Source organism: Faecalibacterium sp. Marseille-Q3530, assembly GCF_017377625.1.
GTDB classification, from domain to species: Bacteria; Bacillota; Clostridia; order Oscillospirales; family Ruminococcaceae; genus Faecalibacterium; species Faecalibacterium prausnitzii_E.
In genome coordinates, this window is sequence record NZ_JAFREH010000007.1 from 65,522 (window position 1) to 92,110 (window position 26,589).

Genomic DNA, 26,589 nt, shown 5'->3' on the forward strand with positions numbered 1-26,589 from the left:
CAGAAAAAGCAAGGAGGATTCCCTTATGATTCGGAAAATCATTCACATAGACGAGGAAAAGTGCAATGGCTGCGGCGCGTGTGTCACGGCCTGCCACGAAGGAGCCATCGGCCTGGTCAACGGCAAGGCCAAACTCATGCGGGACGATTACTGCGACGGTTTTGGCGACTGCCTGCCCGGCTGCCCCACCGGTGCCATCACCTTTGAAGAGCGCGAGGCTGCGGCGTACGACGAGCAGGCCGTGCTGGAGAACAAGCAGAAAAAGGCCGCTGCCGCTGCTGCCCCGGCACACTCCGGCTGCCCCGGCCACCAGATGCACCAGTTCGACCGCAAACCGGCCCCGACCCCTGCGGCAGGCACCGCGATGCCCTCCCAGCTGGGCCAGTGGCCCTGCCAGATCAAGCTCGTGCCCGTGAACGCGCCCTACTTCAACGGGGCAAAGCTGCTCATCGCGGCAGACTGCACGGCCTACGCCTATGCAAACATCCATCAGGAGTTCATGCAGGGCAGGATCACCCTCATCGGATGCCCCAAGCTGGACGCCGTGGAGTACAGCGAGAAGCTGACGGCCATCCTCTCCCAGAACGACATCCGGAGCGTGACGGTGCTGCGCATGGAGGTGCCCTGCTGCGGCGGTCTCGAACACGCTGCCGTGACGGCCCTGAAGAACAGCGGCAAGTTCATTCCCTGGCAGGTGGTGACCTTCTCCATCGACGGCCGCATCCTGGACCGATAAAAAGAGAAAGCAAGAGCTGCTGCACGACGGGTGCAGCAGCTCTTGCTGTTTAAGAGGCGGCTTTCTGAAGCACTTCTGCAAATTTCTCCAGTGCCTGACGGAGCTGGACGAAGTTATCCACATCGGCGTCGCTCATCCGGGAGGTGGGGGCCACCACGGCAGTCTCAGCGGCGGTGACGGTGCCGCTGAGCGAGATGCGCACTTCGTGTTCGGGGATGGTCAGCAGGATGTGGAGCGGCGTCGTGCCGGAGAACAATTCCTTCAGCGGCAGGCCGACGATGCAGGTGAGGTCGGTCTCCCCGGCGGGCAGCTGGTAGTAGGTGTAGCCGTCCAGCGCCCCGGCGGGTGTGACCTTTTGCAGGGCCCCAAGCCCCAGCGTCAGGTTCGTCATGTCCTGCATCTCCACGGCGGAAAGCTCCACGCCCAGCAGGGAAGCCAGCTGGGTCTGGGAGATGTAGCTGCCCATGGACCAGTTGGGCAGCACCAGCCCGGCCAGCGGGGCCGCAGCCACGATCTCTCCGCGCAGGTAGGTGTAGAGCTGCCCGGCGTCGTACAGCGTCTCGTTCGCGTCGATGTACACCCGCGTGAAGGCGGAACTGTTCTTCTGGGAGGTCAGCGTGAACTGAAATCTGCCGGGCGCATACTGGCCGGAGACAGTGCCCTGCGTGGCCCCGACCTGTTCCAGCACCCCGTACAGCGCAGGCGTCCGGGAGGCTGTGGAGGTGACGGTGTAGCGGAAGTCGAAGTCCGCCCCGGCCTGAATGGCCTTGACTTTGCGGGACAGCAGGCCGTACACCGTGCCGCCCGCCACCAGGCAGAGCGCCAGCAGGCAGAGAACTACCACGAGGGCGGCACGGCCCCGCTTGTTGCTTTTGGGAGCAGTCATGGAAAAACCTCCTTTATTTCGAGCAGGCGTTCACGAACGCATCGAACAGGCCCTGCATGGCGGGGTCTGCATCGCTGAGCCACTCCGGGTGCCATTGGACGCCGAGGCAGAACCTTGCGTCCGGCTTTTCGATGGCCTCCACGATGCCGTCCTCGCTCAGCGCGGCGAGGGTGAAGCCGGGGGCGACCCGGTCCACGGCCTGATGGTGCTGGCTGTTAACGAGCACGGTGTCCTGCCCCAAAATGCGGGAAAGCAGGGTGCCCCGGCGGACGGTGACGGTGTGGACTTTGGCCCAGTGGCCGTTGTGCGGCAGATGTTCGAAGGGCTTGATGTCCTGATACAGGTCGCCGCCCAGCACGGCATTCATGACCTGGATGCCCCGGCAGATGCCCAGCACCGGTTTGTCTGCGGCCAGAAAGGCGCGCAGCAGCAGCGGCTCGGCTGCATCGCGGAGAAGATTCGGCTCGCCGCAGGCGGGGATGCGCGCCTGCCCGTAGAACTTCGGGTCCATGTCGCCGCCGCCGGGCAGCAGCAGGCCGTCGCAGGTCAGGGCGTCCTGCACTGCCTGTTCGGGGTCGCTCAGCTCGACCCAGCGCATCCCGGCTCCGGCGCGGGCCAGACTTTCAATGTATTTGGATTGTGCCACGGTCGGCTCCGGGTCGGTGCTCATCCGCGGCATGGCGATCACAACACGCATATTCAACTGCCTCATTGTTTGCAGCCGCTGCCCGCGAACGCGGAGTCCGGCTGCCTTTGTAAAAAGCGGGGAATTGCCCGGTCTGCCAGGGCTCTCCCTTTGGGAGAACTGTCTGCGAAGCGGACGAAGAGGGCAGGCCCGCTGGCCGATAAAACAAAAACCCGGAACCATCGGTTCCGGGCATTTTGGCGGAAAGATGGGGATTCGAACCCCAGAACGCTTTTGACACGTTACACGATTTCCAGTCGTGCGCCTTAGACCAACTCAGCCATCTTTCCACATCTTCGGTTTTCAGCGTTTCGGGCCATGGCCCTCAGCGCTCCACTATAATACCTGAAAGAAGCACTTTTGTCAAGGATTTTTTTGAAAAAATTTCAGAAAATCAAAAAATGACACAGGCTCGAAGAAGAAATTCTGAAGGAAATGCCGCTGCCCGATAAATCCTCTTGACGCAAGCCCCAAACGGGACTATGATGAGGGCAGAGAGTGCGCGGAATGGGAAATTCCGCAGGGATTGGAATGTAAATAGGAGGACGATCGCAATGAATTATTCAGACGTTTTGAGCAATGCCCGGCAGAACATCGGCAAGTATTGCAAGGCCTGCCCGGTGTGCAACGGCGTGGCCTGCAAAAACCAGATCCCCGGCCCCGGTGCCAAGGGCGTGGGTGACACGGCCATCCGCAATTATAATAAGTGGGCCGACATCCGGGTCAACATGGACACCCTGTGCGAGAACGGCACCCCCGACACCCATGTGGAGCTGTTCGGCAAGAGCTTCCGCCTGCCCTTCTTCGCAGGCCCGGTCGGCGCGGTGAACCTCCACTACTCGGACGCCTACACCGACATGACCTATAACGATGTGCTGGTCCGCGCCTGCGCGGAGAACGGCATCGCCGCCTTTACCGGCGACGGCACCAACCCCGACGTCATGACCATGGCGACGCAGGCCATCGGCGCGGCAGGTGGCTGCGGTGTGCCCACCATCAAGCCCTGGAACATCGACACGGTCAAGGCCAAGATGGACCAGGCCAAGGCCAGCGGCTGCTTTGCCGTTGCCATGGATGTGGATGCTGCCGGTCTGCCCTTCCTGAAGAACATGACTCCTCCGGCGGGCAGCAAGAGCGTGGCCGAGCTGAAGGAGATCGTTGCACTGGCAGGCCGTCCCTTCATCGTCAAGGGCGTCATGACCGTCAAGGGTGCGCTCAAGGCGAAGGAAGCCGGAGCGGCGGCCATCGTCGTTTCCAACCACGGCGGCCGTGTGCTGGACCAGTGCCCGGCAACGGCAGAAGTCCTGCCGGAGATCGCAGACGCCCTCAAGGGCAGCGGCGTGAAAGTTCTGGTCGATGGCGGCATCCGCTCCGGCGTGGACGTCTTCAAGGCACTGGCTCTGGGCGCGGACGGTGTGCTCATCTGCCGTCCCTTCGTCACGGCGGTCTACGGCGGCGGCGAAGAGGGCGTCAAGTGCTACATCGACAAGATCGCCGGGGAACTGGCTGATACGATGCAGATGTGCGGGGCACACTCCATCAGCGAGATCACCCGCGAGATGGTGCGCATCTAAAGGTGATAGGTACTCTTTTGCGCGCCAAAAGAGTACCAGAAAAGCCGCGCTGAGAGGCTCGGCGGTGGCGAAGCCATGAAAGCCCCTGCGGGGCTTTTAAGCCGACGTCCGGTTTGCGAAGCAAATGCCGCGTGTTTAGCGCGGCAAGGACGGGAGGCACGGCCAAGGGGCTGCTCGCCCCTTGGAACCCCAAAGAAGTAGACAAACCCCTGAAAATCGGGAGATTCCCGCCTGCGGCGTGAAGATCTCGTTCCGATTTTTCAGGGGTTTGTTGATTTGCGGCGCTGCCGCAGATCAGTTATCGTCGGAGAAGTAGTCGCTGTCGATTCGCTTGATAAGGTATGCTTTCTGAGTGGACACGCCAACGCCGTATTCTATCATCAGTTCCGTCAACTTTTTTCCGTCTACCAGAATGATATGCTGAGCAGTAGCGTATTCCTTTGCTTTCGGTGAGAATTTGGCCGTTGTAATGAAAAGTCCCTTTTCCACTTTCGGCGGGCCCATCATAGCGCCAGCAAATTTCTGAAGTTCTGGCTTTGTAATGGTAATATCAGGTTTCCAACGTTTAGCCTGAATGTAAATAAGGTTGAAGCCAAGTTTGTCTTCGTGAATGATGCCGTCAATGCCGTCGTCGCCGCTGTATTTGGTGACGAGTCCATCGCCATATCCCATAGCCTTCATCAAATCGACCACAAGGTGTTCAAAGAAAACAGGGGACTGATTTAATACATCGTTTAACAGTTCATCGGCTAATTGTTCGTTGATGAGATTATAAACACGTTCAAAAGTTTCCTGTGGAGTTTCCGGTGTAGAAATCTGCGTGTTTCCTGAATCTGATTGAGTGGATGTGCTGTTTCCGCTTTGCGGACGGTAAAAATCAAGAAAGGCGGATGACAGTTTGGCAAGAAGTGCATTTGTGATAGGTTCATTACTGGCAAGAAGAGACTGACCAGCAGGAGTGATTGTGATATATCCCCGTTGAGGAGAATCAATCATTTCAGCTTTTTTGAGATATGTTTTGGCCCAACCAACACGTCCAGCATATACGGAAGAACCATTCGAGAGGGTTTCACTCAGGTCTTGCTCTGTTAAATGAAGTGTCTGCGCAATCGAATTTCGGACTTCTTTCATGGAATGTGACTTACCATCCTGTAAGGCATTCAATACGAGACGGTAAAATTCATCATACTTTGGGAGTGCCATATTCAACCTCCAGTTTGGAACAACTTATTTCAGCGTCCCATCCAGCACCTGCTGATAATACCACGGTTTCGGGGCGCGGAAGACTTTGCCGGAAAGGTCGGCGAAGTCGGGCTGGGTGAAGCGGGGAAGGGCAAGCTCCCAGGCGCAGAGGGCCTGATACTTCAGCTTCAGTTCGCGGTTGGCGGAATTGTTGCCGTACTTGCTGTCGCCGAGGATGGGGCAGCCGATGCTGGCCATGTGGGCGCGGATCTGGTGGGTGCGGCCGGTGATGAGCCGGACCTTGAGCAGGGCCAGACGGCCGGAGACGGCGATGGTCTCATACTGGGTCTCCACATCCTTGGCACCGGGCTGCTTGTCCTCCACGATCTTGACGATGCCGCGGTCGGCGTCCTTGAGCAGGTAGCCGCCGAGGGTGCCGTCCGGCGGCACGGGGCGGCCGAAGGTGACGCAGAGATAGGTCTTTTTGACTTCGCGGTTCTTGATGACCTCCAGAAACAGCTGCTCCGCCTCCGGCGTCTTTGCGAGGATGACCAGACCGCTGGTGCCGGTATCCAGCCGGTGGCAGAGGGCGGGGGTGTAGAGGTCGTTCTCCTTATACTCGCCCTGCTGGTTGAGGTAGAGCAGCGCGCGGTTGAGCAGGGTGTCGTCCTCCGGGCCGTCCACGGCCAGACCGGCGGGCTTGTTCACCACCAGGATCTGCGGGCAGTCGTAGATGACCTGCGCCGGACCGCGGGCGTTCTTCCAGGCTGGGCCTTCCACCCGCTTGTCAGCGTCCAACACCTCGTCCAGAATGAACAGCTTGATCTCGTCGCCTGCCATCACGCGGGTGGAAAGCGGCTGCTTTTTGCCGTTCAGCTTGATCTTGTTCTCGCGCAGGGCTTTGTTCAGGCGGCCCGGATTCAGCGCCGGGAACTGCTGCATCAGATAATTGTCGAGCCGGGTGGGGGCAAGACATTTTACTTTTACGATCTTCACGGAAATTTTCCTCTCTATCTTGAAATAGAATGCGTCTTTGAATCGTTTTTATTGTAGCGGAACCGGGCCGTTCCGTCAAGCGAGCGGAACGGAAAAATTCCGGGTTGCTTTTTTGTGAAAAGCGTGTATCATCGGATGCACAGAAAGAAGGGGTTCGTATGAGATGCTATTATAAAGTATGGATGCTTGCTGCGGCTCTGGCTGTCGGCGTAGGGCTGGCAGGCTGCGGGGCGTCCGCTTCTACGGCCAGCAGCCCGGCGGCTTCGAACAGTGCTGTGCCCGCTTCGTCCCGTGTGCAGGAAGAAGGCGTTGTGGAACCTGTCGGCAGTTTTACCATAGAAGACGTGACGAAAACACCGGACACGATCACATTCGTTTCGGCGGATATTGCTTCTGAGGTCAAGGACGGAACCGTCACAGCCCGAATCTACAGCTATGATGCCTACGAGAAAGCCGACATTGATGCGCTGAAAGTAGGCGATAAAATTCGGCTCCACGTAGAATATATGACGGGAAATCAGTATGCCGAAGTGGAAGTGACCAGCATCGAGAAGAACGATTCGTATCATACTGTAACGATCAACGGTGGAATCGAACAGGAGGGTGGTCTGGACCTGATTTTAATGGATGGTTCGGAGTATTACCGTACCATAACATTTGATGACTATCCGGTTTACTATGAAGTCGGTGAAACAGAACTGAGTCTGGCAGACGATGTGGTGCTGAAAGACAGCTCCGCTGACCCGCAGGCCGACGCGGTGGAGACGACCGGTGCGCAGGCTGTGGCGGCTGCAATCAATGCAGACCCGGACAACTGGACGGTGTACAATACGACCCTTGTAGTACAGGAGGGCAAAATCGTGGAAGTGCACCGCATCTGGGTGCCGTAAGGGAACGCGAAGCCCGGCATGCTCCGGGTTGCGTACAGCCTGCCCGACCTGCCAAGGACTCTCCCTTTGGGAGAGCTGGCGCGAAAGCGCCTGAGAGGGGCTTGACAAATGCCGCAACCATGCTATAATCTGAATTGAGCGCAAAGGGGAGATTTGCCCGTTTGTGTGGAAAAACAGATTATGACAGATGGCAACGATGGGGTCAGAAAAACAGACGATGCCGCCCAGAGAGAACGCCCGCTTCGGGCTGCAAGGCGTTCCGGCAGAGGGTTTTTCAAGCCGCCCCGGAGCTTCCGGCGAAAGAAGCCGGACGCAGCGCAGCGTTACCGCGCACAAAGCGGCAGGGGACAGGGTTTCCTGCAATTTGGGTGGTACCACGGAGCTTTCACACAGCCTTCGTCCCTTTGTTGGGGCGGAGGCTGTTTTTGTTTTCGCCTGTCATAAAAATACTGCGTCCGGAGGAGGACGCCGGAAAAACCACGAGGAGAGATACAGTTATGCAATGGACCGGTTTGAACGAACTGCGCGAAAAGTACCTGAGCTTCTTTGAAGGCAAGGGCCACCTGCGCCTCGACAGCTTCCCGCTTGTCCCGAAAGATGACCCCAGCCTGCTGCTCATCAACAGCGGCATGGCCCCGATGAAGAAGTGGTTCCTCGCACAGGAGGAGCCGCCCCGCCACCGCGTGACCACCTGCCAGAAGTGCATCCGCACCCCGGATATCGAGCGTGTCGGCATCACCGCCCGCCACGGTACCTTCTTCGAGATGCTGGGCAACTTCTCCTTCCAGGATTACTTCAAGGAAGAGGTCATCCCCTGGGCATGGGAGTTCCTGACCAGCGACGAGTGGATGGCCATCCCCAAGGATAAGCTCCACATCTCCGTCTACGAAGAGGACGATGAGGCTTACGACATCTGGACCAAGAAGGTGGGCATCGCCCCCGACCACATGGTCCGTCTGGGCAAGGAAGACAACTTCTGGGAGCATGGCTCCGGCCCGTGCGGCCCCTGCTCGGAGATCTACTTCGACCGCGGCCCGGAGTACGGCTGCGGCAAGCCGACCTGCGGCGTGGGCTGCGACTGCGACCGCTATATGGAGATCTGGAACCTGGTGTTCAGCCAGTTCGATGCCGACGGCAAGGGCCACTACGAGCGCCTGGCACGGCCCAACATTGATACCGGCATGGGCCTGGAGCGTCTGGCCTGCGTGATGCAGGGCGTCGGCAACCTGTTCGAGGTCGATACCGTCCAGAGTGTGCTGCACCATGTGGAGCACATCGCGGGCAAGACCTACGGTGCCAATGCAAAGGACGACATCTCCATCCGCGTCATCACCGACCACATCCGCAGCTGCACCTTCATGGTGTCCGACGGCATCCTGCCCTCCAACGAGGGCCGCGGCTACGTGCTGCGCCGTCTGCTGCGCCGTGCCGCCCGCCATGGCCGGATGCTGGGCATCTGCCGCCCCTTCCTGGTGGAGCTGGTCGAGACCGTCATCCAGTCCAGCGAGTCTGCTTACCCCGAACTGCGTGAGCACGACGCCTATATCAAGAAGGTCATCGGCACCGAGGAGGCAAACTTTGCCCGCACCATCGACGCCGGTATGACCATCCTGAACAACATGATCGACGGCCTGGAAAAGGCCCACGAGCATCTGCTGAAGGGTCTGGACGTCTTCAAGCTGAACGATACCTTCGGCTTCCCCCTCGACCTGACCAAGGAGATCGCAGCGGAGCAGGGCATCGACATCGACGAAGAAGGCTTCCACACGGAGATGAAGAAGCAGAAGGAGCGCGCCCGCGCCGAGCGTCTGAAGAAAAACATCTCCGGCTGGAGCGAGGACCTGTTCGGCAGCCTGAACACGGAGCCGACCGTCTTCACTGGCTACGAGACCCTGAACGACACCGGCGTCGTGGTCGCCCTGAGCGACGAGGAGACCCTGACCGATGCCATCGCCACCGATGAGCAGGCCAAGGAAGACGTTCTGGTCGTGCTGGACAAGACCCCGTTCTACGCCGAGATGGGCGGCCAGGTGGCCGACCACGGTGTGCTGACCAGTGCAGACTGCTCCCTGCGTGTGCTGGACGTCAAGAAGACCCCCAAGGGCTACTACGTCCACACCTGTGTGCTGGAGAGCGGCATCGTCAAGGTCGGCGACCATCTGACCGCCAAGGTCGATAAGGAATACCGCATGGCTGTCTGCCGCAACCACACGGCTACCCACCTGCTGCAGGCTGCTCTGCGCGAAGTGCTGGGCGACCACGTGCACCAGGCTGGTTCTTATCAGGACGGCGAGATCACCCACTTCGACTTCACCCACTTCAGCGCAGTCACCGCAGACGAGCTGGCCCGCGTGGAGAAGATCGTCAACGACCGCATCTTTGACGCCATGGATGTCACCGTGAAGGAGATGCCCATCGACGAGGCAAAGAAGCTGGGCGCAATGGCTCTGTTCGGCGAGAAGTACGGCAAGGTCGTGCGCGTCGTCGATATCGAGGGCTGGTCCACCGAGTTCTGCGGCGGCACCCATGTCCGGAACACTGCTCAGATCGGCTGCTTCAAGATTGTCAGCGAGTCCTCTGTGGCTGCCGGTATCCGCCGCATCGAGGCCGTGACCGGCAAGAACCTGCTGCTGCGCGCCAACAAGCAGGAAACGATGCTGCACACCGTGGCGGCTGCCCTCAAGGCCAACAATGTGGCCGGTCTGCCTGCCCGCGCCGAGGCTGTCATGGCCGAGAACAAGGCCATGAGCAAGGAGCTGGACGATATGAAGGCGAAGATCGCTGCCTCCAAGGTCACCAGCCTGTTCGACGACGCAGAGGAAGTGGGCGGCGTGAAGATCGCTTCCGCTTACTTCACCGGCACCTCCGGCGACACCCTGCGCGGCATGTGCGATTCCGTCCGCGACAAGGCCGTCAACCCTGTGGTGGCCGTTCTGGTCGGCAAAGCCGAGGATAAGATCACCATGGCCGTCACCGTCAACAAGATGGCACAGGAAAAGGGCCTGAAGGCGGGCGTTCTGGTCAAGGAGATCAGCGCCATCGCCGGAGGCAAGGGCGGCGGCAAGCCCGATTTTGCAATGGCCGGTCTGAAGGACGAGAACAAGATCGACGAAGCTCTGGCAGCCGTCAAGGGCATCGTTGAGAAGCAGCTGGGCTGAACATCAAAAAATAACCTCTCAATCAGCGCCCCTGAAAAGAGGTGCTGTGCAGAGGAATAAAAAAGATCCGAAAGGAGCAATTCCCATGGAAGATTGTCTGTTTTGCATGATCGCTGAGGGCAAGATCCCCTCGAAAAAGCTGTACGAGGACGATCAGGTCGTTGCTTTTTACGACATCAACCCGCAGGCGAAGGTGCATTTCCTGGTCGTGCCCAAAAAGCACATCGTTTCCGCCGCTGCGCTGACCGAAGAAGATGGTGCCCTGCTGGGCCACATCTTTGCCGTCATCGCAAAGCTCGCCAAGGAGCAGGGCCTCGACAACGGCTACCGCGTCATCTCCAATGTCGGCGAGGATGCCGGTCAGACCGTGAAGCACCTGCACTTCCATGTGCTGGGCGGCGAAAAACTGCCCATCTGAGCCAAAACCAAACGGAACTACAAAGAGAAGGGGAATTGTTATGGCTGAAACCTATACGCTGAACGTCGCGGGCCTGACCCGTGAACTGACCATCTGCAAAGTCAATGACCACATGGACATCGCTGCTTTCATCATGCTGGGCGACACCGAGCTGACCGTGGCCGCTGCCGCCGAGCTGCTGAAGAAGTGCCCGGAGTTTGACATCCTGCTCACTGCCGAGGCCAAGGGCATCCCGCTGGCCCACGAGATGAGCCGCCAGAGCGGCAAGCCCTACGTCTGCGCACGCAAGGGCATCAAGCTCTATATGAAGGAGCCGGTCGTCGTCGAGGACCAGTCCATCACCACTGCGGGCAAGCAGAAGCTCGTCATCGACCGCAAGGAGCTGGACAAGATGAACGGCAAGCGGGTGCTGGTCGTGGATGATGTCATCTCCACCGGCGGTTCGCTGAAGGCGCTGGATGCGCTGGCCGAGCAGACCAAATGCACCATCGTGGGTCAGGCTGCTGTTCTGGCCGAGGGTGATGCAGCGGAGCGCAAGGATATCATCTTCCTGGAGCCGCTGCCCCTCTTCCTGCACTAAATCATGAGACGCCCGCTCTGCCTCTTTTGCGCCGGTGCGCTGGGGGTGGAGTTGGTGTGCGCCTTTTTGCCGCAAGCATGGCTTTTGCCGCTGCTTGCGGCAATTTTTGTTTGCGGGCTCCTTGCCGCTGTGCTGGGCCGAAAGTCCCTGAAACTGGGCGGCATTCTGCTGCTGGCAGGGGCCGTGCTGGGCCTGGGGGCGGTGCTGCGCACCCACGCCCGGCTGAACGCTCTGCAGGCCGCCTATGACGGCACCTCTGTCACGCTGACCGCCGAGGTGGAGCAGGTCCGCACCTCCTTTTATCCGGGCGTCGTGGATGCCGTTCTCCGTGTGGAAACGGTGGACGGCGAAGCAGCGGACTTCCGCGTGGAATGCGCCGCCCTGCCGAGATGCAGCGCCGGGGAGCGGGTGCGCGGGACCTTTGCGCTGGAAGCACTGCCGGAAGGAGAACAGCGTTCCGCCTATGCCGACGGCATTGCATTGAATGCAGAACTTGCCGGGGGCGCGAAGCTGGAACGTCTGGGAGAGAGCCGCTCGTTCCGCGCCCGGACGGCCCGCCTGCAAAGCCGGTTGAGCGCTGCGCTGCGGCGCGGCATGGCGGAGGGCCCGGCGGGTGTTCTGGCTGCAATGGTCACGGGTGACCGCACCCATCTCTCCACCCGCCTCCGGAATGCGTACCGCGGGGCCGGGCTTTCCCATGTGCTGGTCGTCAGCGGGATGCACGTCTCCATCCTCTGCGGAAGTGTGCTGGCCCGGTTCCGACTGAAACGCAGAAAATTGCGCAGCTACGCCAGCTGCCTCCGGAATGCTCTGCTTCGGGCCGGGATGGCGGTGCTGCTGGTGGGAGTGACCGGCTTCACGCCGTCCGTCCTCCGGGCCGGGGCGGCCGTGTGGATCAGCGCGCTGGGCGTCTGGGTCTACGGCCCGGCGGATGCGCTGACCTCCCTCGGCGTAGCGGGTGTGCTGATGACCGCAGGCAACAGCTACGCAGTCTGCGACATCGGGTTTGAGCTTTCCTATGCGGCGGTGCTGGGGACGCTGGCGGGTGCCGCACTGGCCCGCCGCGGGGCAGGGCGGGGGGAAGAAAAACGCCGCCGCAACAAAAAAACCGCCGGCAAACGCGGCGGAGTCCTTGCAAACGGTCTGCGGCAGCAGGGGGCAGCGGTGTGGGAGACGCTCTGCGTCTCCGGCTGTGCCTGCATGGCGACCTTTCCGGTGCTGGTGCTGCGGGGCCTGAGCACCAGCTTGTATGCGCTGGTCTCCAGCGTGGCCGTGCTCTGGCTGGTCGAACCGATCCTCTTGCTGGGGCTGGCGGCAGCACTCACCGGGCTGGCCCCGGCGCTGGAGCCGCTGCACCGGGCCACGGCGTTCGGGGCAGAAGTTCTGGTGGACCTGCTCGACCGCTGGGCCCTGTGGGTGTCCGGCTGGCCGGGTGCGCAGATCTATTTTGATACGGCCTACGCGGCGCTCGTCTGCCTGCTGCTGGCTGCGCTGCTGGGGCTGGCCTGGCACTGGAACATCCGGCTGCGGGCGGCGGTGCCCGCTGTGCTGCTCACAGCGGCGCTGGCCATCGGGGCCGGAAACGCCTTCAGCCGGGACGTGGTCCGCGTGGAACTGGTGGGCAGTAAAATGGCTCCGGCGGTCATCCTCTCGCAGAACGACCGGGCCGTCGTGCTCTACCGGGGTGGGCAGACCACCCGGAGGGCCGTGGAGACGGCGCTGGAACGCCGGAGCATCCGGACGGTGGAAGCGCTCATCGACCTGCGGATGGACCCGCAGGAGCCTTGCACTCTCCGTGCAGAGCAGATCGTCCGGGCAGCCCGGCTGGCCGCGAATACGACCCAAACGCTCCGGACCGACACGGCGTCGCTGGAAGTCCTGCGCACACAGACCGGCTGTGCAGTGCGGTTCACCATCGAGGGGCAGTCGTTTGTGACCCTGAGCGGCACGGTGCGGTTTGCCCAGCCGCTGGAGGTGGACTGGCTGCTGGCGTCGATGGCCAGACCGGACGGTGTGCGCTATCAGGGCCTTCTCACCCGCAGCACAGACTACCGCTGGATGGACGAGGACGGCGGCGGGCAGGAGAAAACGCTGCTGTCCTTCCGACCTGCATCGGCCTGGAAGAGCAGCCGCTCGCCCAGCGCAGGCAGGGCGAAACAGGCGGCGGGGTCCAGCTGACGCAGGGCCGCAGCGAACCGCAGCGGGTCCACGGTGTTGCCCCGCACCATATCGTAATGGGTGGGAATGGTGCAGGCTGCGCCCAGCCGGACGGCCAGCTGAGCGGCCTCCTCGGCTTCCAGATTGCCGATGCAGTTGCGCTGGGTGCGGAAGAAGTCCTGCCCGTTGATGGGGGCCAGCAGCAGGTCGGGGCGGGGGAGCGCCTGCAGCGTTTCGTACAGATGGGGCGTCAGGTAGGTGTCGCCCAGGTGCACGACCGTAAAGCCGCCGAAGGTAAGCTGATACCCCAGCGCCATGCCGGGGTCGCCCGCATCCAGAATGTGCTCCGGGTGGGCGGCGGAAAAGGCCCGGACGGTGACTCCGCCCAGCGGCAGGATGGAACCTTCCTGCACCGTTGTGATGCGGTCTGCCGGGATGCCGTATTCGGCGGCGAGGGCAGAGCACCCGGCGGGCAGAACGAACCGGGCGGCGGGATGCCGGGCCAGCCCGCGCAGGGTATCTTTTGCCATGTGGTCGGCGTGGCCGTGGGTGCAGAGCACGAGGTCTGCCCGCAGTGCCTCCGGTGCAAAGGGGGCCGGGTAGCAGCGGCGGGAGCCGCTGGGGCCGGTCAGGTCGCTGAGCACCGGGTCGATGCAGACGACGGTGTCCTCGTACTTGAAAATGAACCCGCACTGGCCGATAGCCCAGACGGCTAGCTGGCTGGCGGGGAGCCGGGTGGATGAAATTTCGTTGAGCAGGGCCTGCCCGCTGCGGTGCCAATGTTCCATGGTACTTCTCCTTTTTTGAAATCGACAGCTTGAGATTTCATTATAGAGGAGCGGACGGCACTTTGCAAGGAAAACAGAGCAGGCCCGCCCCAAAAAGAACATCCGGCAGGGCAGCATCTTGCAAAGAGGCGCGGCTTCGTGCTAGAATGAAAGCGCAATACAAAACGAGGGGGAACGAAGAATGAAGATGCAAACTGTGGCGGTGCTGGGAGCCGGTGCCGTGGGTTCGTATGTGATCTGGGGTCTGGCGGGCAAGCCGGGCATCCGGCTGGGGGTGCTGGCCGAGGGAGAACGCGCCGCGCGGCTGAGGGCAAACGGCATTGGCATCAACGGCAGGACCTACCGCCCGGAGGTCTGGGCACCGGAGGAGGCCCACGGGGTGGACTTTCTCGTGGTCTGCCTGAAATACGGTGCGCTGCCCGGCGCAATGGACAGCATCCGGAAGGCTGTGGGAGAGCACACGGTGGTCATGAGCCTGATGAACGGCGTGGACAGCGAGGAGCGCATCGCTGCTGAGGTGGGGGATGCGCATGTCATCCGCTCGCTCATCAAGGTGGCGTCTCATAAGGAGGCCGACGGTTTCCACTTTGACCCGGACGCCACGCTGGGCATCATCTTCGGCGAGCAGGAGGCGCCGTTCCAGAGCGAACGGGTGCAGGCCATCGTGGAACTGTTCGAGGGGAGCGGCATCCATTACCGGGTCACGGAGCACATCCGGGAAGAGATGTGGGCCAAGTTCCGCCTGAACGTCTGCAACAACCTGCCCCAGGCCATCCTGGGCGCGGGCGTGGGCTGCTACCGGGACAGCGTACACATGCAGGCCATCAGCGACGGTTTGCGCCGGGAGCTGGAGGCCGTTGCAGCGGCCAAAGGCATCGACCTGCGCATCGCCGATGCCGCCGCCGGGCGGGGCAGTGCTGTGCCGCCCACGGCCCGCTACTCCACATTGCAGGATCTGGATGCCGGACGCCACACCGAGATCGACATGTTCTCCGGTGCCCTGATGCGGATGGGCGCAGAGCTGGGCATCCCGACGCCTTACAACGAATACACCTACCACATGATCAAGGCGCTGGAAGAAAAGAACGACGGCCGGTTCGACTATACCGGCAACGAGGCGGTTACCTGGGCAAAATAACGCAGACCGAAGCCCCCATCCCTGCGGTGCAGAGACGGGGGCTTCGTGCTGCTTAATCGAGGAAGAGTTTGTGCATGTGGTTCATGGGGCCGGAACCTTTGCCGAGGTCCAGCATAGCGGACAGACAGCCGGAAATGTATTCCTTGGCCCGCTCGACTGAGGAGTCCAGGTCATAGCCTTTGGCCAGATTGGAGGCGATGGCGCTGGACAGGGTGCAGCCGGTGCCGTGGGTGTTAGGATTATGGATGCGCTCCCCACGGAACCACTTTCCGCTGCCGTTCCGCCAGAGCAGGTCGTCGGCATCGTTGACCTTGTGCCCGCCCTTGCAGAGGACGGAACAGCCGTACTGCTCGCTGATCTTCCGGGCGGCGGCCTCCATCCCGGCGGCGTCGGTGATGACTAAGCCGGAAAGGATCTCGGCCTCCGGGATGTTGGGCGTGACGACCTCTGCCAGCGGGAGCAGCTGCTCCGTGAGGGCCTGCATGGCGTCGTCCCGCAGCAGCCGGGAGCCGGAGGTAGCCACCATCACCGGGTCCACCACGATGTGTTTTGCCTCATAGAAGCGCAGCCGCTCGGCGATGGTGCGGATGAGCGGTGCCGAGGACACCATGCCGATCTTCACGGCGTCGGGGTAGATGTCGGTGAACACGGCGTCCAGCTGAGCGGCCAGAAACTCCGGCGTCGTCTCAAAGATGCCGGCCACACCGGTGGTGTTCTGTGCGGTCAGGGCCGTGATGGCACTCATGGCAAAGACGCCGTTGGCCGCCATGGTCTTGATGTCGGCCTGAATGCCGGCACCGCCACTGGAATCACTGCCCGCAATGGTCAATGCGGTTTTCATAAAATAAGACCTCTTTTCTGTAACATCGGGTGTCTGCGTTCAGTATACCATGCCGCGCGGAGAAAGAGAAGAGCTGCGCCGCTTTCTGCACGGAGATCCAATCTCTGCGGGCGGGGCGATTCTTGACAGGCGGGCGGCAGGGCGATATAGTAAGGAGACATGGAACAAACAAACGATTCGTTTTTGGGAGGGAACCGGAATGAAAAAAGTTTCGACCCTGTTCTGGACATTCCTGAAGATCGGCGCGTTCACCTTTGGCGGCGGCTATGCCATGGTCGCCCTGCTGGAGCACGAATTCGTCGAGGAAAAACAGTGGGTGTCCAGAGAGGAATTTCTGGATATGGTCGCCATCGCCGAGTCAACGCCCGGCCCCGTGGCGGTGAACAGCGCCACCTACATCGGCTATAAGATCGACGGCACCGCCGGAGCGGCAGCTTCCACAGTGGCCGTCTGCATCCCGTCCTTTGTGGTCATCTACTGCATCTCGCTGTTTTTTGACCGCTTTCTGAGCCTGACGGTGGTGGCCCATGCGTTCCGGGGCATCCAGGTCTGCGTCATCTACCTCATCCTCTCGGCGGGGCTGAAGATGCTGCGCCAGCTGGAACGGAATGCGTTCAACGTCTGCATCCTGGCGGCAGTCATCGCGGCCATGGTGGGCTGTTCGGTGGCGGCGGTGTCGTTTTCGTCCATCTACTACATCCTGCTCAGCGGGGCAGCGGGGGTGCTGCTCTATCTTGTGAAGAAAGCGGGTGCGGGAAGATGATCTATGTGCAGCTGTTCCTGAACTTTCTCATGATCGGGGCGCTCTCCTTTGGCGGCGGCTACGGGATGATCTCGCTGGTGCGGGAGACTGTGCTTTCGCATGGCTGGCTGACCGAGAGCGAGTTTTTGAGCTTCATCGCAGTGTCGGAGTCCACCCCCGGCCCGCTGGCCGTCAACATGGCGACCTTTATCGGTTCCTCGCAAGGAGGGCTGCTGGGGGCGTTTTTTGCTACGCTGGGCGTGGTGCTGCCTTCGTTCGTCATCATTCTGCTCATCGCGGCAGTGCTGCAAAACCTGATGAAGTATGCGGGGGTGGAAGCCTTCCTCTCCGGGGTGCGGCCCTGCGTCGTGGCGATGATCCTGGCCACGGCCCTGACCATGGCGCTCTCCACGCTGGCGGGCTTCACGACCGTGGGCAGCGGGGTCTCCGTTTCGGCTCGGTCGGCGGCGGTGTTTGCCCTTTTGTGGGCGGTGCACTTCGCCTACAAAAAGGTAATAAAAAAAGCCCCCTCGCCGATCGGAATGATCGTTCTGGCGGCAGGGCTGGGCATCCTGTTCTGGGGCGTCTGACCCATTCGGGAGAAGTGTCAGTAAAAAAAACAGAATGCCGCCCCACAGGTGAGAGCCTGTAGGGCGGCATTCCGCTATTTGCAACGGGACAAAATCAGAACTTAGGCGGCAGTGGAAGAAGCAGCCACAGAGGAAGCAGCCTCGCTGGAAGCTGCCTCAGAAGAAGCTGCCTCAGAAGATGCAGCTTCAGAGGATGCGGCTTCGCTGGAAGCTGCCTCAGAGGAAGCAGAGACCGAAGCAACGGAAGAAGCCGCAGACTCTGCGGTAGAAGAAGCGGCAGTGGAAGAAGAGCCGCCGCAGGCAGTCATACCAACAGCCAGAACCAGAGCAGCAACGACAACAGCAACATTCTTGAGTTTCATATTCCAAAATCTCCTTACGATCTAAAAAATTCACAGCCGACCTCTCACAGGCGGGATCGTTCTGCAAAATGATATTCTAGTCCGTTTGTCAAAAAAATCAAGGGCTTTTCGGCAAAGATTGCATTCGCAAAGGAAAATCCACACATTTGTTAGAAATATTGCCCAAAAGTCAAAGCTTTTTTAGCAGACTGTCATTTTCACAAAATCTGCAAAACCAGGCAAAAGAAGGGCGCACAAAAGCCGCTGCGCCAACGGTGCAGAATCATAGTTTGAATATCCGGTTTATGGGATGGCAAAAGTGTATAATGGGAAACCGAACAGGAAAGGCCTGTTCGGAACAAAAAACGACAGCAGGAGGACACCGCGATGAAAGACTTTGATTTTGGTTCCTTTGGCACAGGGGATGAGGGCTATGCACAGTATATGACCGCGTTCGACCGCAATTTCGGCGGCGAAGATACGGACGGCGCGTTCGCCTCGGACGATGATGGAGCGTGCGGCGATGCCGACGCAGAAGACGACGATCCCTTCTGAAACAGGGACGATCCCGTTCACCACATTCCTCTTTCCTGCATAGAACGGCGGGAAGGGGGGATGCGGTTTTAACGGGATCTTTTTTTTGTTGGCGGCGGGCCTGCTGCTGCCCGCCTGCTGCACGACGGGGGGGGGGGCCGGGGTCTTTCTGATGCGGCCGACGCAGGAGCCGAAGACGCGGCGGATGCTCTGCGGCATGGCGGCGGGCATCATGCTGGCGGCCAGTGTGTGGAGCCTGCTGTTGCCGGCCATCCAGCGGGCAGAGGAGGGGCTGCTGCCTGCGTGGCTCCCGCCCACGGCGGGGCTGGTCATCGGAGCAGTGGGCCTGCTGCGGCTGGAACAGGCGGCGGGGACGCTGCTGACAGGTGCCGGGGCCGGGCACTGCGGCCGGATGGTGCTGGCTGTGACTCTGCACAACCTGCCGGAAGGCATGGTGGTGGGTCTGGCGGCTGCGCTGGCGCTGTCCGGGGAGGCGGACGCCATGAGCGGTGCGCTGGCTCTGGCGCTGGGCATCGGGCTGCAGAACATTCCGGAGGGCGCGGCGGTCAGCCTGCCGCTATTGCAAAACGGGGAGAGCCGGAAGCGGGCGTTCGGGGCCGGGCTGGCCTCTGGGCTGGTGGAGCCGTTGGGGGCGCTGCTGGCGCTGGCTCTGGCGGGCTGGGTGCAGGCTGCTCTGCCCTGGCTGATGAGCGCTGCCGCCGGGTGCATGGTCTGCGTGACGGCGCAGGAGATGATCCCCGAAGCCGTGGAGGCCGATGAGCCTGCCGGGGTCATCAGCGTGGTGCTGGGCTTTGCGCTGATGATGGCGCTGGATGTGGCCTTGTGAGTGCAATGCACGAAAACTCCATCTGCCTGTAAACAAAAAACTCCCTCGTGAGAGGGAGCGGAAGGGTGCAGCTCAGGAGCCGGACTTTTCGATGTAGACGCTGGTGGAGGGGAAGGCAAAGTCCACGCCGTCGGCCTGCATGATGTCCATGATGTTCAGGTTCAGGTCGTTCTGCTCTTCGAGGAAGACGGCATAGGCGTTCGTCTGAAGATAGGCGGAAACCAGAATGTTGATGCTGGAATCGCCAAAGCTGGTCAGCCGGACGATGTTGCTGCCCTTCTGGGTATAGGGGCTTTCGTCCAGCATGGTCTTGAGGTCGGCCATCAGCTTTTCCAGCTGGGGGCGGGTGGTGTTGTAGGTGACGCCCAGCGTGAACCGATAGGGCCGCATGGTGCGCATCGCAGCGTTCTGCACCGTGGAAGAACAGATCTTGCTGTTGGTGACGATGCTGACCGTTTTGTCCATGGCGCGGATGCGGGTGGAGCGGAAGTTGATGTCGATGACTTCGCCCTCGATCTCGCCCACGGTGATCCAGTCGCCCACCGAGAAGGGCTTGTCGAGCAGGATGACCAGACCGCCGAACAGGTTGCTGGCGCTCTCCTGTGCGGCCAGCGAAATGGTCAGACCGACAAGACCGGCACCGGCGACGATGCTGCCGATGGGGAAGCCGATGACCTGCGCGATGGTGGCAACGCCGAGCACGACCACCAGCACCTTGTAGGTCGTGTTCAGCAGGGCGAGCAGGGTCTTGTTGGAGCGGATCTCCAGGCTGCAGGAGGCCAGCAGCAGGTCAGCCACATCCGAGGCCTGATACAGACCCTCGCAGAACAGAAAGCTCATCACGACCTTGTAGGCCACAAGCAGGAATTTGGGCAGGCCGGTGATGGCCCACGGCAGGCTGGTCAGAGCAAGGTAGAGGCCGGTGAAGACGGCCATCCGTTCCAGCGGGCGATCCAGACTGCGCAGCAGGATGGGGGTGGCGGCAAAATGCCAGCTGCGGGCCTGCAGGATGGGGAAGATCTTTCTGCGCAGCAGCAGGGAGACCAGCACCCCGGCAGCAAAGAGCAGCAGCGCACAGACGCAGCGCGCCGCCAGGGCAAGCCAGCCTTCCAGATAGAGGGAACCGATCTCGAACGCGAGATCGCGGATGGAAAAGATCATGGCAAAAACTCCTCGGAAATAAAATATTACGCCTCAGTATACCATAAAGCGCGCGGAAAGGGCAACCGAAATTGGGGGTTGACAAGTGCAGCCCGGCGCGTTATACTCTGCCCAGAAAGTTCGTTTCAGGGCGGGGTGCGATTCCCCACTGGCGGTACAGCCCGCGACCACTCCCAAAGAGTGCTGACCCGGTGAGACTCCGGGGCCAACGGTATAGTCCGGATGCAAGAAACGGCAGACAAATCGAATTGTTTGCGCGCCCTGTTGCAGTGTTTGCTGCGGCAGGGCGCGTTTTTGGTTGTCTTCCCGGTTCCGGTACGGCGCGAAAAGGGCTTTCCAGTTCAATTGAGCGGGGCCATGCGCCCCCACGGGAGGAAATTACCATGAAAAAAAATACGACCCACAACTTGACCGTAGCCGCCATGCTCAGCGCGGTGGCCTTCATCCTGATGTTCATCGAGTTCCCCATCCCGATGCTCATCCCGTCCTTCGTCAAGATGGACTTCTCCGACCTGCCCGCCCTGCTGGGTGCGTTTGCGCTGGGCCCGGTGTACGGCGCCGTCATCAGCTTCATGAAGAACCTGCTCCACATCGTCATCAAGGGCACCAGCACCGCGTGTGTCGGCGAGCTGTGCAACTTCATGCTGGGTGCGGTCTTCTCGGTTACGGCGGGCTGCATTTACAAGCACCACAAAAGCCGCAAAACGGCCATTCTCGGTGCGCTGATCGGTGCAGCGGCCATGGCGGTGTTCAGTGTGCCGTCCAACTACTTCATCACCTATCCGGCCTATGTGCAGTTCTACCACATGCCGCTGGAAGCCATCCTCGGCATGTACCAGGCCATCCTGCCCTCGGCAGACAGCCTCATCAAGTGCCTCGTCATCTTCAACATGCCCTTCACGCTGGTCAAGGGCCTGCTGGATGCGGTGCTCTGCATGGTGATCTATAAGCCGCTGTCGCCCATCCTGCACGGCAGAAAGTAAAAAAAGGAAAGACCCTCTCCGTCATTGCTTCGCAATGCCACCTCTCCCCAAGGGCGAGGTTTTGCACTGGTTTTGTGCCAGCAGCAAAGCTCCCCCTTTGGGGGAGCTGGCGAGCGAATGCGAGACTGAGAGGGTCTTGTTTAGGTTAAGGCTCCTTTTTCCAGCCACTTGCCGCGGGCAAGGCGGAAGAGGAAGAGCAGGCCGCGGATGCAGAGCTCACAGCACATGGAACCCCACACGCCCGCCAGCCCAAACCGGGGCGCAAAGAAGGAGGCCAGCGTCAGCCGGATGCCCCACATGCTGACGAGGTTCAGCACGAAGCAGGCGGTGCTGTCGCCCGCGCCCTGCATAGCACCGCTGGCCACAATGCTGGCCCCGAACATCGGTTCGGCAAAGGCTTCGATGCGCAGCACCCGCGCACCCAGCGCGATGACGGCGGCGTCGGCGGTGAAGATGCCCATCAGCGCCGGGGCAAACACCCACAGCCCCATGCCGGACAGCGCCATGATGCCGATGCCGATGCCGGTGCAGAGCCAGGCGAACCGCTTAGCCATGTCCTTCCGGTTGGCACCCACAGCCTGCCCGATGAGGGCGATGGCGGCATCCTGGATGCCGTAACCGGCCATGTAGCACAGCCCCTCGGCACTGACGCCGAGGCTGTTGGCGGCGATGGCCACCGTGCCCAGCCCCGACACGATGCGCACCAGCACCACCTGCGCCGAGGAGAGGGCTGCGCGCTCTGCGGCCAGCGGGGCACCCACCCGCCAGAGGTTGAGCAGGCAGGCGCGGGTGATCTTCCAGGAGCCGGGCTTCCGGATGCAGAGGGGGCCGTCCCGCAGCAGCAGGATGGCCAGCGCCAGCAACCCGCCGATCACGTTGGAAAGGGCGGTGCCCAGCGCCGCACCCGGAACGCCCAGCCCGGCACCCCAGACGGTGACGCGGGTGCCGAAGAGGGGCAGCGTCCGGGTGGGGTTGATGAGGAAAAAGTTGAACACGACGTCCAGCCCGCAGACGAAGACGCTGATGAGGCCGGGCGTCAGGGCGTCGCCGGTGGCACGGAGCATGGCAGCGTACATACCCATGGCCATGGTGAAGGGGAGGGCGGCCGACCAGATGGCAAAGTAGGCGGAAGCGTTGGCCTGCAGCGAGAGGTCAGCGCCCAGCCAGCCGGGCAGAAAGCGGCTGATGCCGATGCCGAACCCTGCCGCCGCCAGACCCAGGATAAGGTTGAAGAGCATGGCCTGCCGCAGCACACCGCGTGCGTCGGCCTGGCGGTCGGCACCGAGATACTGCGCGATCTGGATGGAAAAGGCAGTGTACAGCCCCACCAGGATGCCGTGGAGCAGCCAGGTGCTGGAACTGACGATGCCGATGGCGGCCGTGGCTTCGGCCCCGATGTGGCCCACCATGGCGGCGTCGATGTATTCCATGGCGGTGACGACCATCTGCTGCAAAATGGAAGGGACGCTCAGCGCCAGCACGACCTGCGCTGTTTCCCGCAAGGGGATGTCCTCCCCCCGGCGCATCCGGGAGGAGAGCTGTTCGAGTGAAAGTGTCATGGCTTCTCCTGTTCGCATAAAAAATGCCCCGCACAGGGGGACAGAATACACTTATTATATAAGGAAGGACGAAAAATGTCAAACCGGCGTGTTTTGTGCGCAGGAGATTGATTTTTTCAGCCGGGCGTGATACACTTTCCTTACCTATGAGTGAAACAACAGGAGCGGCGCTGTATGCGGCTCCGGGAAAGAGGAAAATCGTATGCTCCAACTGTTATCGGGCAGTCAGCGCACCGTGGACGCGCTGGGATTTTTGCTGGCTTTTGCGCTGACGGCGCTGATGGATTCGGTCTTCCGGGAGAAGCTCCCCCACGACCATGGCCGCGCGTTTGCGGTGAACGGCGAGCTTTCCAAGGGCAAGGCCCGCGGCTCCGGCCTCATCTTCGTGCTCTGCATCGCGCTGGTCACGCTGGCGGTGGTGCCGCTGCGCACCGAGTATATCATCTATACCGTGCTGCTCATTGCCTCCATGCTCTCCGGCTATTTTGACGATGCCTCCGAGGTGGCCTGGAACGAATATAAAAAAGGCCTCATCGACCTCGTCATCGCCATTGTGGCGGGTGTGACCTACCTGAACTTCAACAGCACCACCGTGAACTTTTTGCAGTGGAGCTTTGCCATCCCGTATCCGCTCTACCTCGTGCTCATCGTCGTCCTCATCTGGGCCAGCATCAACGTCGTCAATTGCACCGACGGTGTGGACGGCCTGTCGGCCAGCCTGGCGGTGGTCAGCATCGGCACCTTCTTGCTGGCTTACGGCGAGGAACTGGGGGACTACAGCACCGCCGCCATCGTCTTCATCGGCGCACTGCTGGCCTACCTGTGGATGAATGCCAAGCCCTCCACCCTGCTGATGGGTGACGCGGGCAGCCGCGCCATGGGCTTCTTCCTCGCGGTGCTGGCGCTCAAGAGCGGCCACCCGTTCTCCTTCCTGCTGGCGGCGCTGGTCTTCATCGTGGACGGCAGCCTGGGCATCCTGAAGATCAGCTTCAAGCGGTTTTTACACATCAGCATCCTCAAACACACCCTGACCCCGCTGCATGACCATGTGCGCAAGCGGATGGGCTGGAGCGATGAGCAGGTGGTGGCCCGCTGGCTCATCCTGCAGGCGGTGGCTTCGGCCTGGCTTCTGCTGCTGACCCGGTAATCGACAAAAATAAAGGTCTGGCTTTGTACAACTTTACAAAACACGGAAATCTGCGCGGAAAAGTTGTTGCAGTTTTCAGATTGAAAGCGAACGAAAAAAACGCTATACTTTAAGCATCGAAAGCAAAGGCGCTTGGTGAACACTCACCAAGCGCCTTTTTTCGTACCCTGCAAAGGCAAATATGCTGTGTTGATAGGTACTATTTTTGAAAATTGCGATAGTGCAAATCATCACAAGATTTGAACCAGCCTGAGCAGTCAGAAGGCGAAACAGCTTGAAAAGCACCGCTCCACTGCATGAAATCATTGAGATACCGCTGCTTTATCCTCTGGCCACGATCTTCTGAGCGCCGCATAGGAAATAAGGAAGTTTGCAAGCCAACCTGCCGGGACTGCAAGCCAAACAAAAGCAATGCCAAAACGCGGTGCACAAATCAAAGCAACAGACAAGCGGATTGCAAGGTTTACCATATTTGCAATGAGAAACGGCCGCATGATCCCAAGTCCGCGAAGAACGCCATCCGTTGCCATCTTGATGCCCATGAAGATGAAAAAGTAACCAAGCCATCTCATATAATCACCGGACACCTGATAGGCCAACGCGGTTCCGTCTTTTCCCAAGAACAACGAGGAAATCTGTGTGTGCAGTGTCTCAATGACCACGAAAGCAAGAACTGCAAAGCATAGATCCAACACCAGTGCAGCATGATAACCTTTTTTGATACGCTCAATTTTCTTTGCGCCAAGATTCTGGGATACAAACGGCGAAACGGCATTGCCGATGGATACGAAGATCAGCGAAAAAACATTTTCTACCCGCATCGTTGCCGCATACCCGGCAAGTGCCTGTGTGCCGAAGGGATTTACCACTGCCTGCACGATCATCATACCGATAGACACTGTGGACTGCTGCAAAACCGATGGTACCGCAATGCGAAGCATGGAATACAGCTCCTGCCGGTCGAACCTGCGAAAGGAGCTCTTGTATTGCCGCATCCGAGACAGAAAGATCAAAAACGAAAACACGGCAGAAATTCCTTGTGCGATCAAGGTCGCAAGGGCTGCACCAAACACCCCCAGACCAAGACCAGCCACCATCCAGAGATCCATAAAAATATTCAGGATCGATGAGAATATCAGCAGGCCCAACGGAATTTTGGATTCACCGATGGAAGTGAACATGGTGGAAAGAATGTTGTACATGAATAGAAACGGGAAACCCACAAAGTAGACACGCAGATACAATGCTGCTTCTTCCAATATATCGGCAGGGGTCTGTAATCCGCTCATCATGAAATGGGAAAAGCAAAAGCCAAAGACACCAAGGACAATGCTTAAGATCAAAAAGCTGATCAGGGACGTTGACACAATGGTTTTCATTCTACCATAATTTCTTGCACCAAAATAGCGGCTTACAAGCACACCTGCGCCCACACCAGCACCAAGCGCCACACAAATAAAAACATTGGTCAGTGCAGCACAAGCACCAACAGCCGCAAGTGCCGAGGAGCCAACAAATTGACCAACTATTATGGAGTCGGCCATATTGTATACTTGTTGAAAAAAGCTGCCAAGGATCATCGGCATCGCAAAAACAGTCAGCGCTTTCAGGGGTGGATCTGTGATCAAATATTCATCTTTCGACATGATTACATTCCTTCAAAAAATCGTTTCTCGCAAATTTTATCGAAAGTCAAGAAATGAGTGCAACATTCAAACGGCATCTTTGCGATATGCAGTTTGCGGGTGCTGCTTGTGCATGAAAAACGCAAACTGCTATAAAAGTTGAATTGCTATCGTTTGTTACAGCGTCTTTTCTGCGGCATCCACCACATGGCCGACCAGCACGGAGGTGGTCACGGTGCCCACGCCGCCGGGTACCGGGGTGATGGCCTCGACGAGGGGTTCTGCCTCGTCAAAGCGGACGTCGCCGCAGAGCTTGCCCTCTGCGTTGACATGGATGCCCACATCGACCACGACCTGGCCTTCGCGCAGGCAGTCGCTGCCGATGAAGCCCTGCCGCCCCATGGCAACGACCACGATGTCGGCCTCTTTGCAGAGGGCGGGCAGGTCCTGGGTGCGGGAGTTGCAGAGCGTTACCGTGGCGTTTTCACGGTCCAGCATCATGGCGGCGGGCTTGCCGACCACGAGGCTGCGGCCCACGACCACGGCCCGCCGACCAGAGAGCGGCACCTGATAATACTTCAGAATCTCCAGACAGGCCTGCGCGGTGCAGGGCGGGTAGCCGATGGCGGTGTTGGTGAACACACCGGCCAGCGAACCGTCCGTGATGCCGTCGATGTCCTTTTCCGGGGCCAGCGCCGCGCGGACGGCGCGGTCATCGAACTGCCTGGGCAGAGGGCGGAAGAGCAGACAGCCGTGGATGGACGGGTCTGCGTTGATCTTCCGGATGACCTCCAGAAGCGCGTCCTGTGCAGTATCTTCGGGCAGAAGAAACTGCTTTACGGCGACGCCCACCTTGCCGCAGCGGGCCAAGACGCCTTTTTCGTAGGAAAGATCGTCCGGGCGGGCACCCACGCGCACCACGGCCAGCGTGGGCACGATGCCCTTTTCCTGCATTGCAGCACAGCGGGCGGCGTTTGCTTCGTTCATGGCGGCCACAACGGGCGCGCCCTTCAAAATCGTTGCCATCAGAA

Annotated in this window: 24 protein-coding genes, 1 tRNA gene, 1 pseudogene and 1 riboswitch; of the genes and pseudogenes, 15 read left to right on the forward strand and 11 right to left on the reverse strand. The window is 60.3% G+C overall.

Annotated elements, in window-relative coordinates; genetic code table 11:
- The first annotated feature begins 25 nt into the window (after positions 1-25).
- A complete protein-coding gene (locus J3350_RS07650; RefSeq protein ID WP_207686222.1) occupies positions 26-736 on the forward strand; it encodes an ATP-binding protein in 711 nt (236 codons plus the stop codon).
- 49 nt (positions 737-785) lie between these two features.
- Here the strand turns inward: J3350_RS07650 and J3350_RS07655 are convergent, their stop codons facing one another.
- From J3350_RS07655 to J3350_RS07665, 3 genes are all read right to left on the reverse strand, one after another.
- Positions 786-1,622, reverse strand: a complete 837-nt coding sequence (locus J3350_RS07655) for a hypothetical protein (RefSeq protein WP_207686223.1) — start codon at positions 1,620-1,622, stop codon at positions 786-788.
- 13 nt (positions 1,623-1,635) lie between these two features.
- Entirely contained in the window at positions 1,636-2,319 is a 684-nt protein-coding gene (locus J3350_RS07660) for a gamma-glutamyl-gamma-aminobutyrate hydrolase family protein (protein ID WP_207686224.1), read from the reverse strand.
- A 186-nt stretch (positions 2,320-2,505) separates the two neighbouring features.
- Positions 2,506-2,597, reverse strand: a tRNA-Ser gene (locus J3350_RS07665).
- Between the two features lie 264 nt (positions 2,598-2,861).
- Between J3350_RS07665 and J3350_RS07670 the strand changes: the two genes are divergently transcribed.
- Entirely contained in the window at positions 2,862-3,881 is a 1,020-nt protein-coding gene (locus J3350_RS07670) for an alpha-hydroxy-acid oxidizing protein (protein ID WP_118552660.1), read from the forward strand.
- A 294-nt stretch (positions 3,882-4,175) separates the two neighbouring features.
- Here the strand turns inward: J3350_RS07670 and J3350_RS07675 are convergent, their stop codons facing one another.
- Both J3350_RS07675 and J3350_RS07680 read right to left on the reverse strand, forming a co-directional pair.
- Positions 4,176-5,084: a restriction endonuclease gene (locus tag J3350_RS07675; protein ID WP_207686225.1), complete on the reverse strand. Its 909-nt coding sequence runs from the start codon at positions 5,082-5,084 to the stop codon at positions 4,176-4,178.
- 24 nt (positions 5,085-5,108) lie between these two features.
- Positions 5,109-6,059, reverse strand: coding sequence for an RluA family pseudouridine synthase (locus tag J3350_RS07680; RefSeq protein ID WP_097793198.1), 951 nt, complete (start codon positions 6,057-6,059; stop codon positions 5,109-5,111).
- Between the two features lie 158 nt (positions 6,060-6,217).
- Here J3350_RS07680 and J3350_RS07685 point away from each other — a divergent pair, with 158 nt between their 5' ends.
- The 5 genes and pseudogenes from J3350_RS07685 to J3350_RS13945 all read left to right on the forward strand — a co-directional run.
- Positions 6,218-6,949, forward strand: a complete 732-nt coding sequence (locus J3350_RS07685) for a hypothetical protein (RefSeq protein WP_242700185.1) — start codon at positions 6,218-6,220, stop codon at positions 6,947-6,949.
- A 497-nt stretch (positions 6,950-7,446) separates the two neighbouring features.
- The gene (gene alaS / locus J3350_RS07690) at positions 7,447-10,107 is read left to right on the forward strand and encodes an alanine--tRNA ligase (protein ID WP_097793199.1); all 2,661 of its coding nucleotides are present in this window, start codon (positions 7,447-7,449) and stop codon (positions 10,105-10,107) included.
- Positions 10,108-10,192: 85 nt separating this feature from the next.
- The gene (locus J3350_RS07695; RefSeq protein WP_207686226.1) at positions 10,193-10,525 is read left to right on the forward strand and encodes a histidine triad nucleotide-binding protein; all 333 of its coding nucleotides are present in this window, start codon (positions 10,193-10,195) and stop codon (positions 10,523-10,525) included.
- Positions 10,526-10,565: 40 nt separating this feature from the next.
- Positions 10,566-11,105 (forward strand): phosphoribosyltransferase family protein, encoded by a 540-nt coding sequence (locus J3350_RS07700; RefSeq protein ID WP_097793201.1) that lies wholly within the window; start codon positions 10,566-10,568, stop codon positions 11,103-11,105.
- A 627-nt stretch (positions 11,106-11,732) separates the two neighbouring features.
- Positions 11,733-12,608, forward strand: a pseudogene (locus tag J3350_RS13945) (ComEC/Rec2 family competence protein); the annotation flags it as partial.
- Between the two features lie 545 nt (positions 12,609-13,153).
- On the opposite strand, the gene J3350_RS13950 reads toward J3350_RS13945, so the two are convergent.
- The gene (locus J3350_RS13950; RefSeq protein ID WP_242700186.1) at positions 13,154-14,050 is read right to left on the reverse strand and encodes an MBL fold metallo-hydrolase; all 897 of its coding nucleotides are present in this window, start codon (positions 14,048-14,050) and stop codon (positions 13,154-13,156) included.
- Between the two features lie 181 nt (positions 14,051-14,231).
- Between J3350_RS13950 and J3350_RS07710 the strand changes: the two genes are divergently transcribed.
- On the forward strand, positions 14,232-15,188 hold the full coding sequence (locus tag J3350_RS07710) for a ketopantoate reductase family protein (RefSeq protein ID WP_207686228.1): 957 nt from the start codon (positions 14,232-14,234) through the stop codon (positions 15,186-15,188).
- Between the two features lie 52 nt (positions 15,189-15,240).
- Here the strand turns inward: J3350_RS07710 and thiD are convergent, their stop codons facing one another.
- A complete protein-coding gene (gene thiD / locus J3350_RS07715) occupies positions 15,241-16,029 on the reverse strand; it encodes a bifunctional hydroxymethylpyrimidine kinase/phosphomethylpyrimidine kinase (protein ID WP_207686229.1) in 789 nt (262 codons plus the stop codon).
- A gap of 199 nt (positions 16,030-16,228) precedes the next feature.
- On the opposite strand from thiD, the gene J3350_RS07720 reads away from it, so the two are divergent.
- From J3350_RS07720 to J3350_RS07740, 5 genes are all read left to right on the forward strand, one after another.
- Complete coding sequence (locus tag J3350_RS07720) at positions 16,229-16,792, forward strand: chromate transporter (protein WP_097793206.1); 564 nt, start codon at positions 16,229-16,231, stop codon at positions 16,790-16,792.
- The gene (locus J3350_RS07725) at positions 16,789-17,361 is read left to right on the forward strand and encodes a chromate transporter (protein WP_207686230.1); all 573 of its coding nucleotides are present in this window, start codon (positions 16,789-16,791) and stop codon (positions 17,359-17,361) included. The genes J3350_RS07720 and J3350_RS07725 overlap by 4 nt, the downstream gene beginning before the upstream one ends.
- 68 nt (positions 17,362-17,429) lie before the next feature.
- A complete protein-coding gene (locus tag J3350_RS14140) occupies positions 17,430-17,795 on the forward strand; it encodes a pentapeptide repeat-containing protein (protein WP_370569284.1) in 366 nt (121 codons plus the stop codon).
- A 294-nt stretch (positions 17,796-18,089) separates the two neighbouring features.
- The gene (locus tag J3350_RS07735; RefSeq protein WP_207686231.1) at positions 18,090-18,257 is read left to right on the forward strand and encodes a hypothetical protein; all 168 of its coding nucleotides are present in this window, start codon (positions 18,090-18,092) and stop codon (positions 18,255-18,257) included.
- Positions 18,258-18,408: 151 nt separating this feature from the next.
- Complete coding sequence (locus J3350_RS07740; RefSeq protein ID WP_242700187.1) at positions 18,409-19,083, forward strand: ZIP family metal transporter; 675 nt, start codon at positions 18,409-18,411, stop codon at positions 19,081-19,083.
- A gap of 72 nt (positions 19,084-19,155) precedes the next feature.
- On the opposite strand, the gene J3350_RS07745 is transcribed toward J3350_RS07740, so the two are convergent.
- Positions 19,156-20,244: a mechanosensitive ion channel family protein gene (locus J3350_RS07745; protein WP_207686232.1), complete on the reverse strand. Its 1,089-nt coding sequence runs from the start codon at positions 20,242-20,244 to the stop codon at positions 19,156-19,158.
- Positions 20,245-20,361: 117 nt separating this feature from the next.
- Positions 20,362-20,482: riboswitch (FMN riboswitch) on the forward strand.
- A 145-nt stretch (positions 20,483-20,627) separates the two neighbouring features.
- Between J3350_RS07745 and J3350_RS07750 the strand changes: the two genes are divergently transcribed.
- Positions 20,628-21,227, forward strand: a complete 600-nt coding sequence (locus J3350_RS07750; RefSeq protein WP_207686233.1) for an ECF transporter S component — start codon at positions 20,628-20,630, stop codon at positions 21,225-21,227.
- A 140-nt stretch (positions 21,228-21,367) separates the two neighbouring features.
- Here the strand turns inward: J3350_RS07750 and J3350_RS07755 are convergent, their stop codons facing one another.
- The gene (locus tag J3350_RS07755) at positions 21,368-22,786 is read right to left on the reverse strand and encodes an MATE family efflux transporter (protein WP_207686234.1); all 1,419 of its coding nucleotides are present in this window, start codon (positions 22,784-22,786) and stop codon (positions 21,368-21,370) included.
- Positions 22,787-22,988: 202 nt separating this feature from the next.
- Here J3350_RS07755 and J3350_RS07760 point away from each other — a divergent pair, with 202 nt between their 5' ends.
- Positions 22,989-23,933: a phospho-N-acetylmuramoyl-pentapeptide-transferase gene (locus J3350_RS07760; protein ID WP_118552649.1), complete on the forward strand. Its 945-nt coding sequence runs from the start codon at positions 22,989-22,991 to the stop codon at positions 23,931-23,933.
- Positions 23,934-24,235: 302 nt separating this feature from the next.
- Here J3350_RS07760 and J3350_RS07765 read toward each other — a convergent pair whose 3' ends face one another.
- Both J3350_RS07765 and J3350_RS07770 read right to left on the reverse strand, forming a co-directional pair.
- Entirely contained in the window at positions 24,236-25,579 is a 1,344-nt protein-coding gene (locus J3350_RS07765) for an MATE family efflux transporter (RefSeq protein ID WP_118552648.1), read from the reverse strand.
- 156 nt (positions 25,580-25,735) lie between these two features.
- Positions 25,736-26,584, reverse strand: coding sequence for a bifunctional 5,10-methylenetetrahydrofolate dehydrogenase/5,10-methenyltetrahydrofolate cyclohydrolase (locus J3350_RS07770; RefSeq protein ID WP_207686235.1), 849 nt, complete (start codon positions 26,582-26,584; stop codon positions 25,736-25,738).
- Positions 26,585-26,589 lie beyond the last annotated feature (5 nt).

Excerpts from the sequence above, each read along its gene's own strand:
- J3350_RS07700 (WP_097793201.1), top strand. The coding sequence starts at position 10,566 with ATGGCTGAAACCTATACGCTGAACGTCGCGGGCCTGACCCGTGAACTG.
- J3350_RS07655 (WP_207686223.1), bottom strand. The coding sequence starts at position 1,622 with ATGACTGCTCCCAAAAGCAACAAGCGGGGCCGTGCCGCCCTCGTGGTA.
- J3350_RS07710 (WP_207686228.1), top strand. The coding sequence starts at position 14,232 with ATGAAGATGCAAACTGTGGCGGTGCTGGGAGCCGGTGCCGTGGGTTCG.
- J3350_RS07720 (WP_097793206.1), top strand. The coding sequence starts at position 16,229 with ATGAAAAAAGTTTCGACCCTGTTCTGGACATTCCTGAAGATCGGCGCG.
- J3350_RS07670 (WP_118552660.1), top strand. The coding sequence starts at position 2,862 with ATGAATTATTCAGACGTTTTGAGCAATGCCCGGCAGAACATCGGCAAG.
- J3350_RS07675 (WP_207686225.1), bottom strand. The coding sequence starts at position 5,084 with ATGGCACTCCCAAAGTATGATGAATTTTACCGTCTCGTATTGAATGCC.
- J3350_RS07745 (WP_207686232.1), bottom strand. The coding sequence starts at position 20,244 with ATGATCTTTTCCATCCGCGATCTCGCGTTCGAGATCGGTTCCCTCTAT.
- J3350_RS07660 (WP_207686224.1), bottom strand. The coding sequence starts at position 2,319 with ATGCGTGTTGTGATCGCCATGCCGCGGATGAGCACCGACCCGGAGCCG.
- J3350_RS07685 (WP_242700185.1), top strand. The coding sequence starts at position 6,218 with ATGAGATGCTATTATAAAGTATGGATGCTTGCTGCGGCTCTGGCTGTC.
- J3350_RS07750 (WP_207686233.1), top strand. The coding sequence starts at position 20,628 with ATGAAAAAAAATACGACCCACAACTTGACCGTAGCCGCCATGCTCAGC.
- thiD (WP_207686229.1), bottom strand. The coding sequence starts at position 16,029 with ATGAAAACCGCATTGACCATTGCGGGCAGTGATTCCAGTGGCGGTGCC.
- J3350_RS07650 (WP_207686222.1), top strand. The coding sequence starts at position 26 with ATGATTCGGAAAATCATTCACATAGACGAGGAAAAGTGCAATGGCTGC.
- J3350_RS07735 (WP_207686231.1), top strand. The coding sequence starts at position 18,090 with ATGAAAGACTTTGATTTTGGTTCCTTTGGCACAGGGGATGAGGGCTAT.
- J3350_RS07755 (WP_207686234.1), bottom strand. The coding sequence starts at position 22,786 with ATGACACTTTCACTCGAACAGCTCTCCTCCCGGATGCGCCGGGGGGAG.
- J3350_RS13950 (WP_242700186.1), bottom strand. The coding sequence starts at position 14,050 with ATGGAACATTGGCACCGCAGCGGGCAGGCCCTGCTCAACGAAATTTCA.
- J3350_RS07725 (WP_207686230.1), top strand. The coding sequence starts at position 16,789 with ATGATCTATGTGCAGCTGTTCCTGAACTTTCTCATGATCGGGGCGCTC.
- J3350_RS07695 (WP_207686226.1), top strand. The coding sequence starts at position 10,193 with ATGGAAGATTGTCTGTTTTGCATGATCGCTGAGGGCAAGATCCCCTCG.
- J3350_RS07765 (WP_118552648.1), bottom strand. The coding sequence starts at position 25,579 with ATGTCGAAAGATGAATATTTGATCACAGATCCACCCCTGAAAGCGCTG.
- J3350_RS07740 (WP_242700187.1), top strand. The coding sequence starts at position 18,409 with ATGCGGCCGACGCAGGAGCCGAAGACGCGGCGGATGCTCTGCGGCATG.
- J3350_RS07770 (WP_207686235.1), bottom strand. The coding sequence starts at position 26,584 with ATGGCAACGATTTTGAAGGGCGCGCCCGTTGTGGCCGCCATGAACGAA.
- J3350_RS07760 (WP_118552649.1), top strand. The coding sequence starts at position 22,989 with ATGCTCCAACTGTTATCGGGCAGTCAGCGCACCGTGGACGCGCTGGGA.
- alaS (WP_097793199.1), top strand. The coding sequence starts at position 7,447 with ATGCAATGGACCGGTTTGAACGAACTGCGCGAAAAGTACCTGAGCTTC.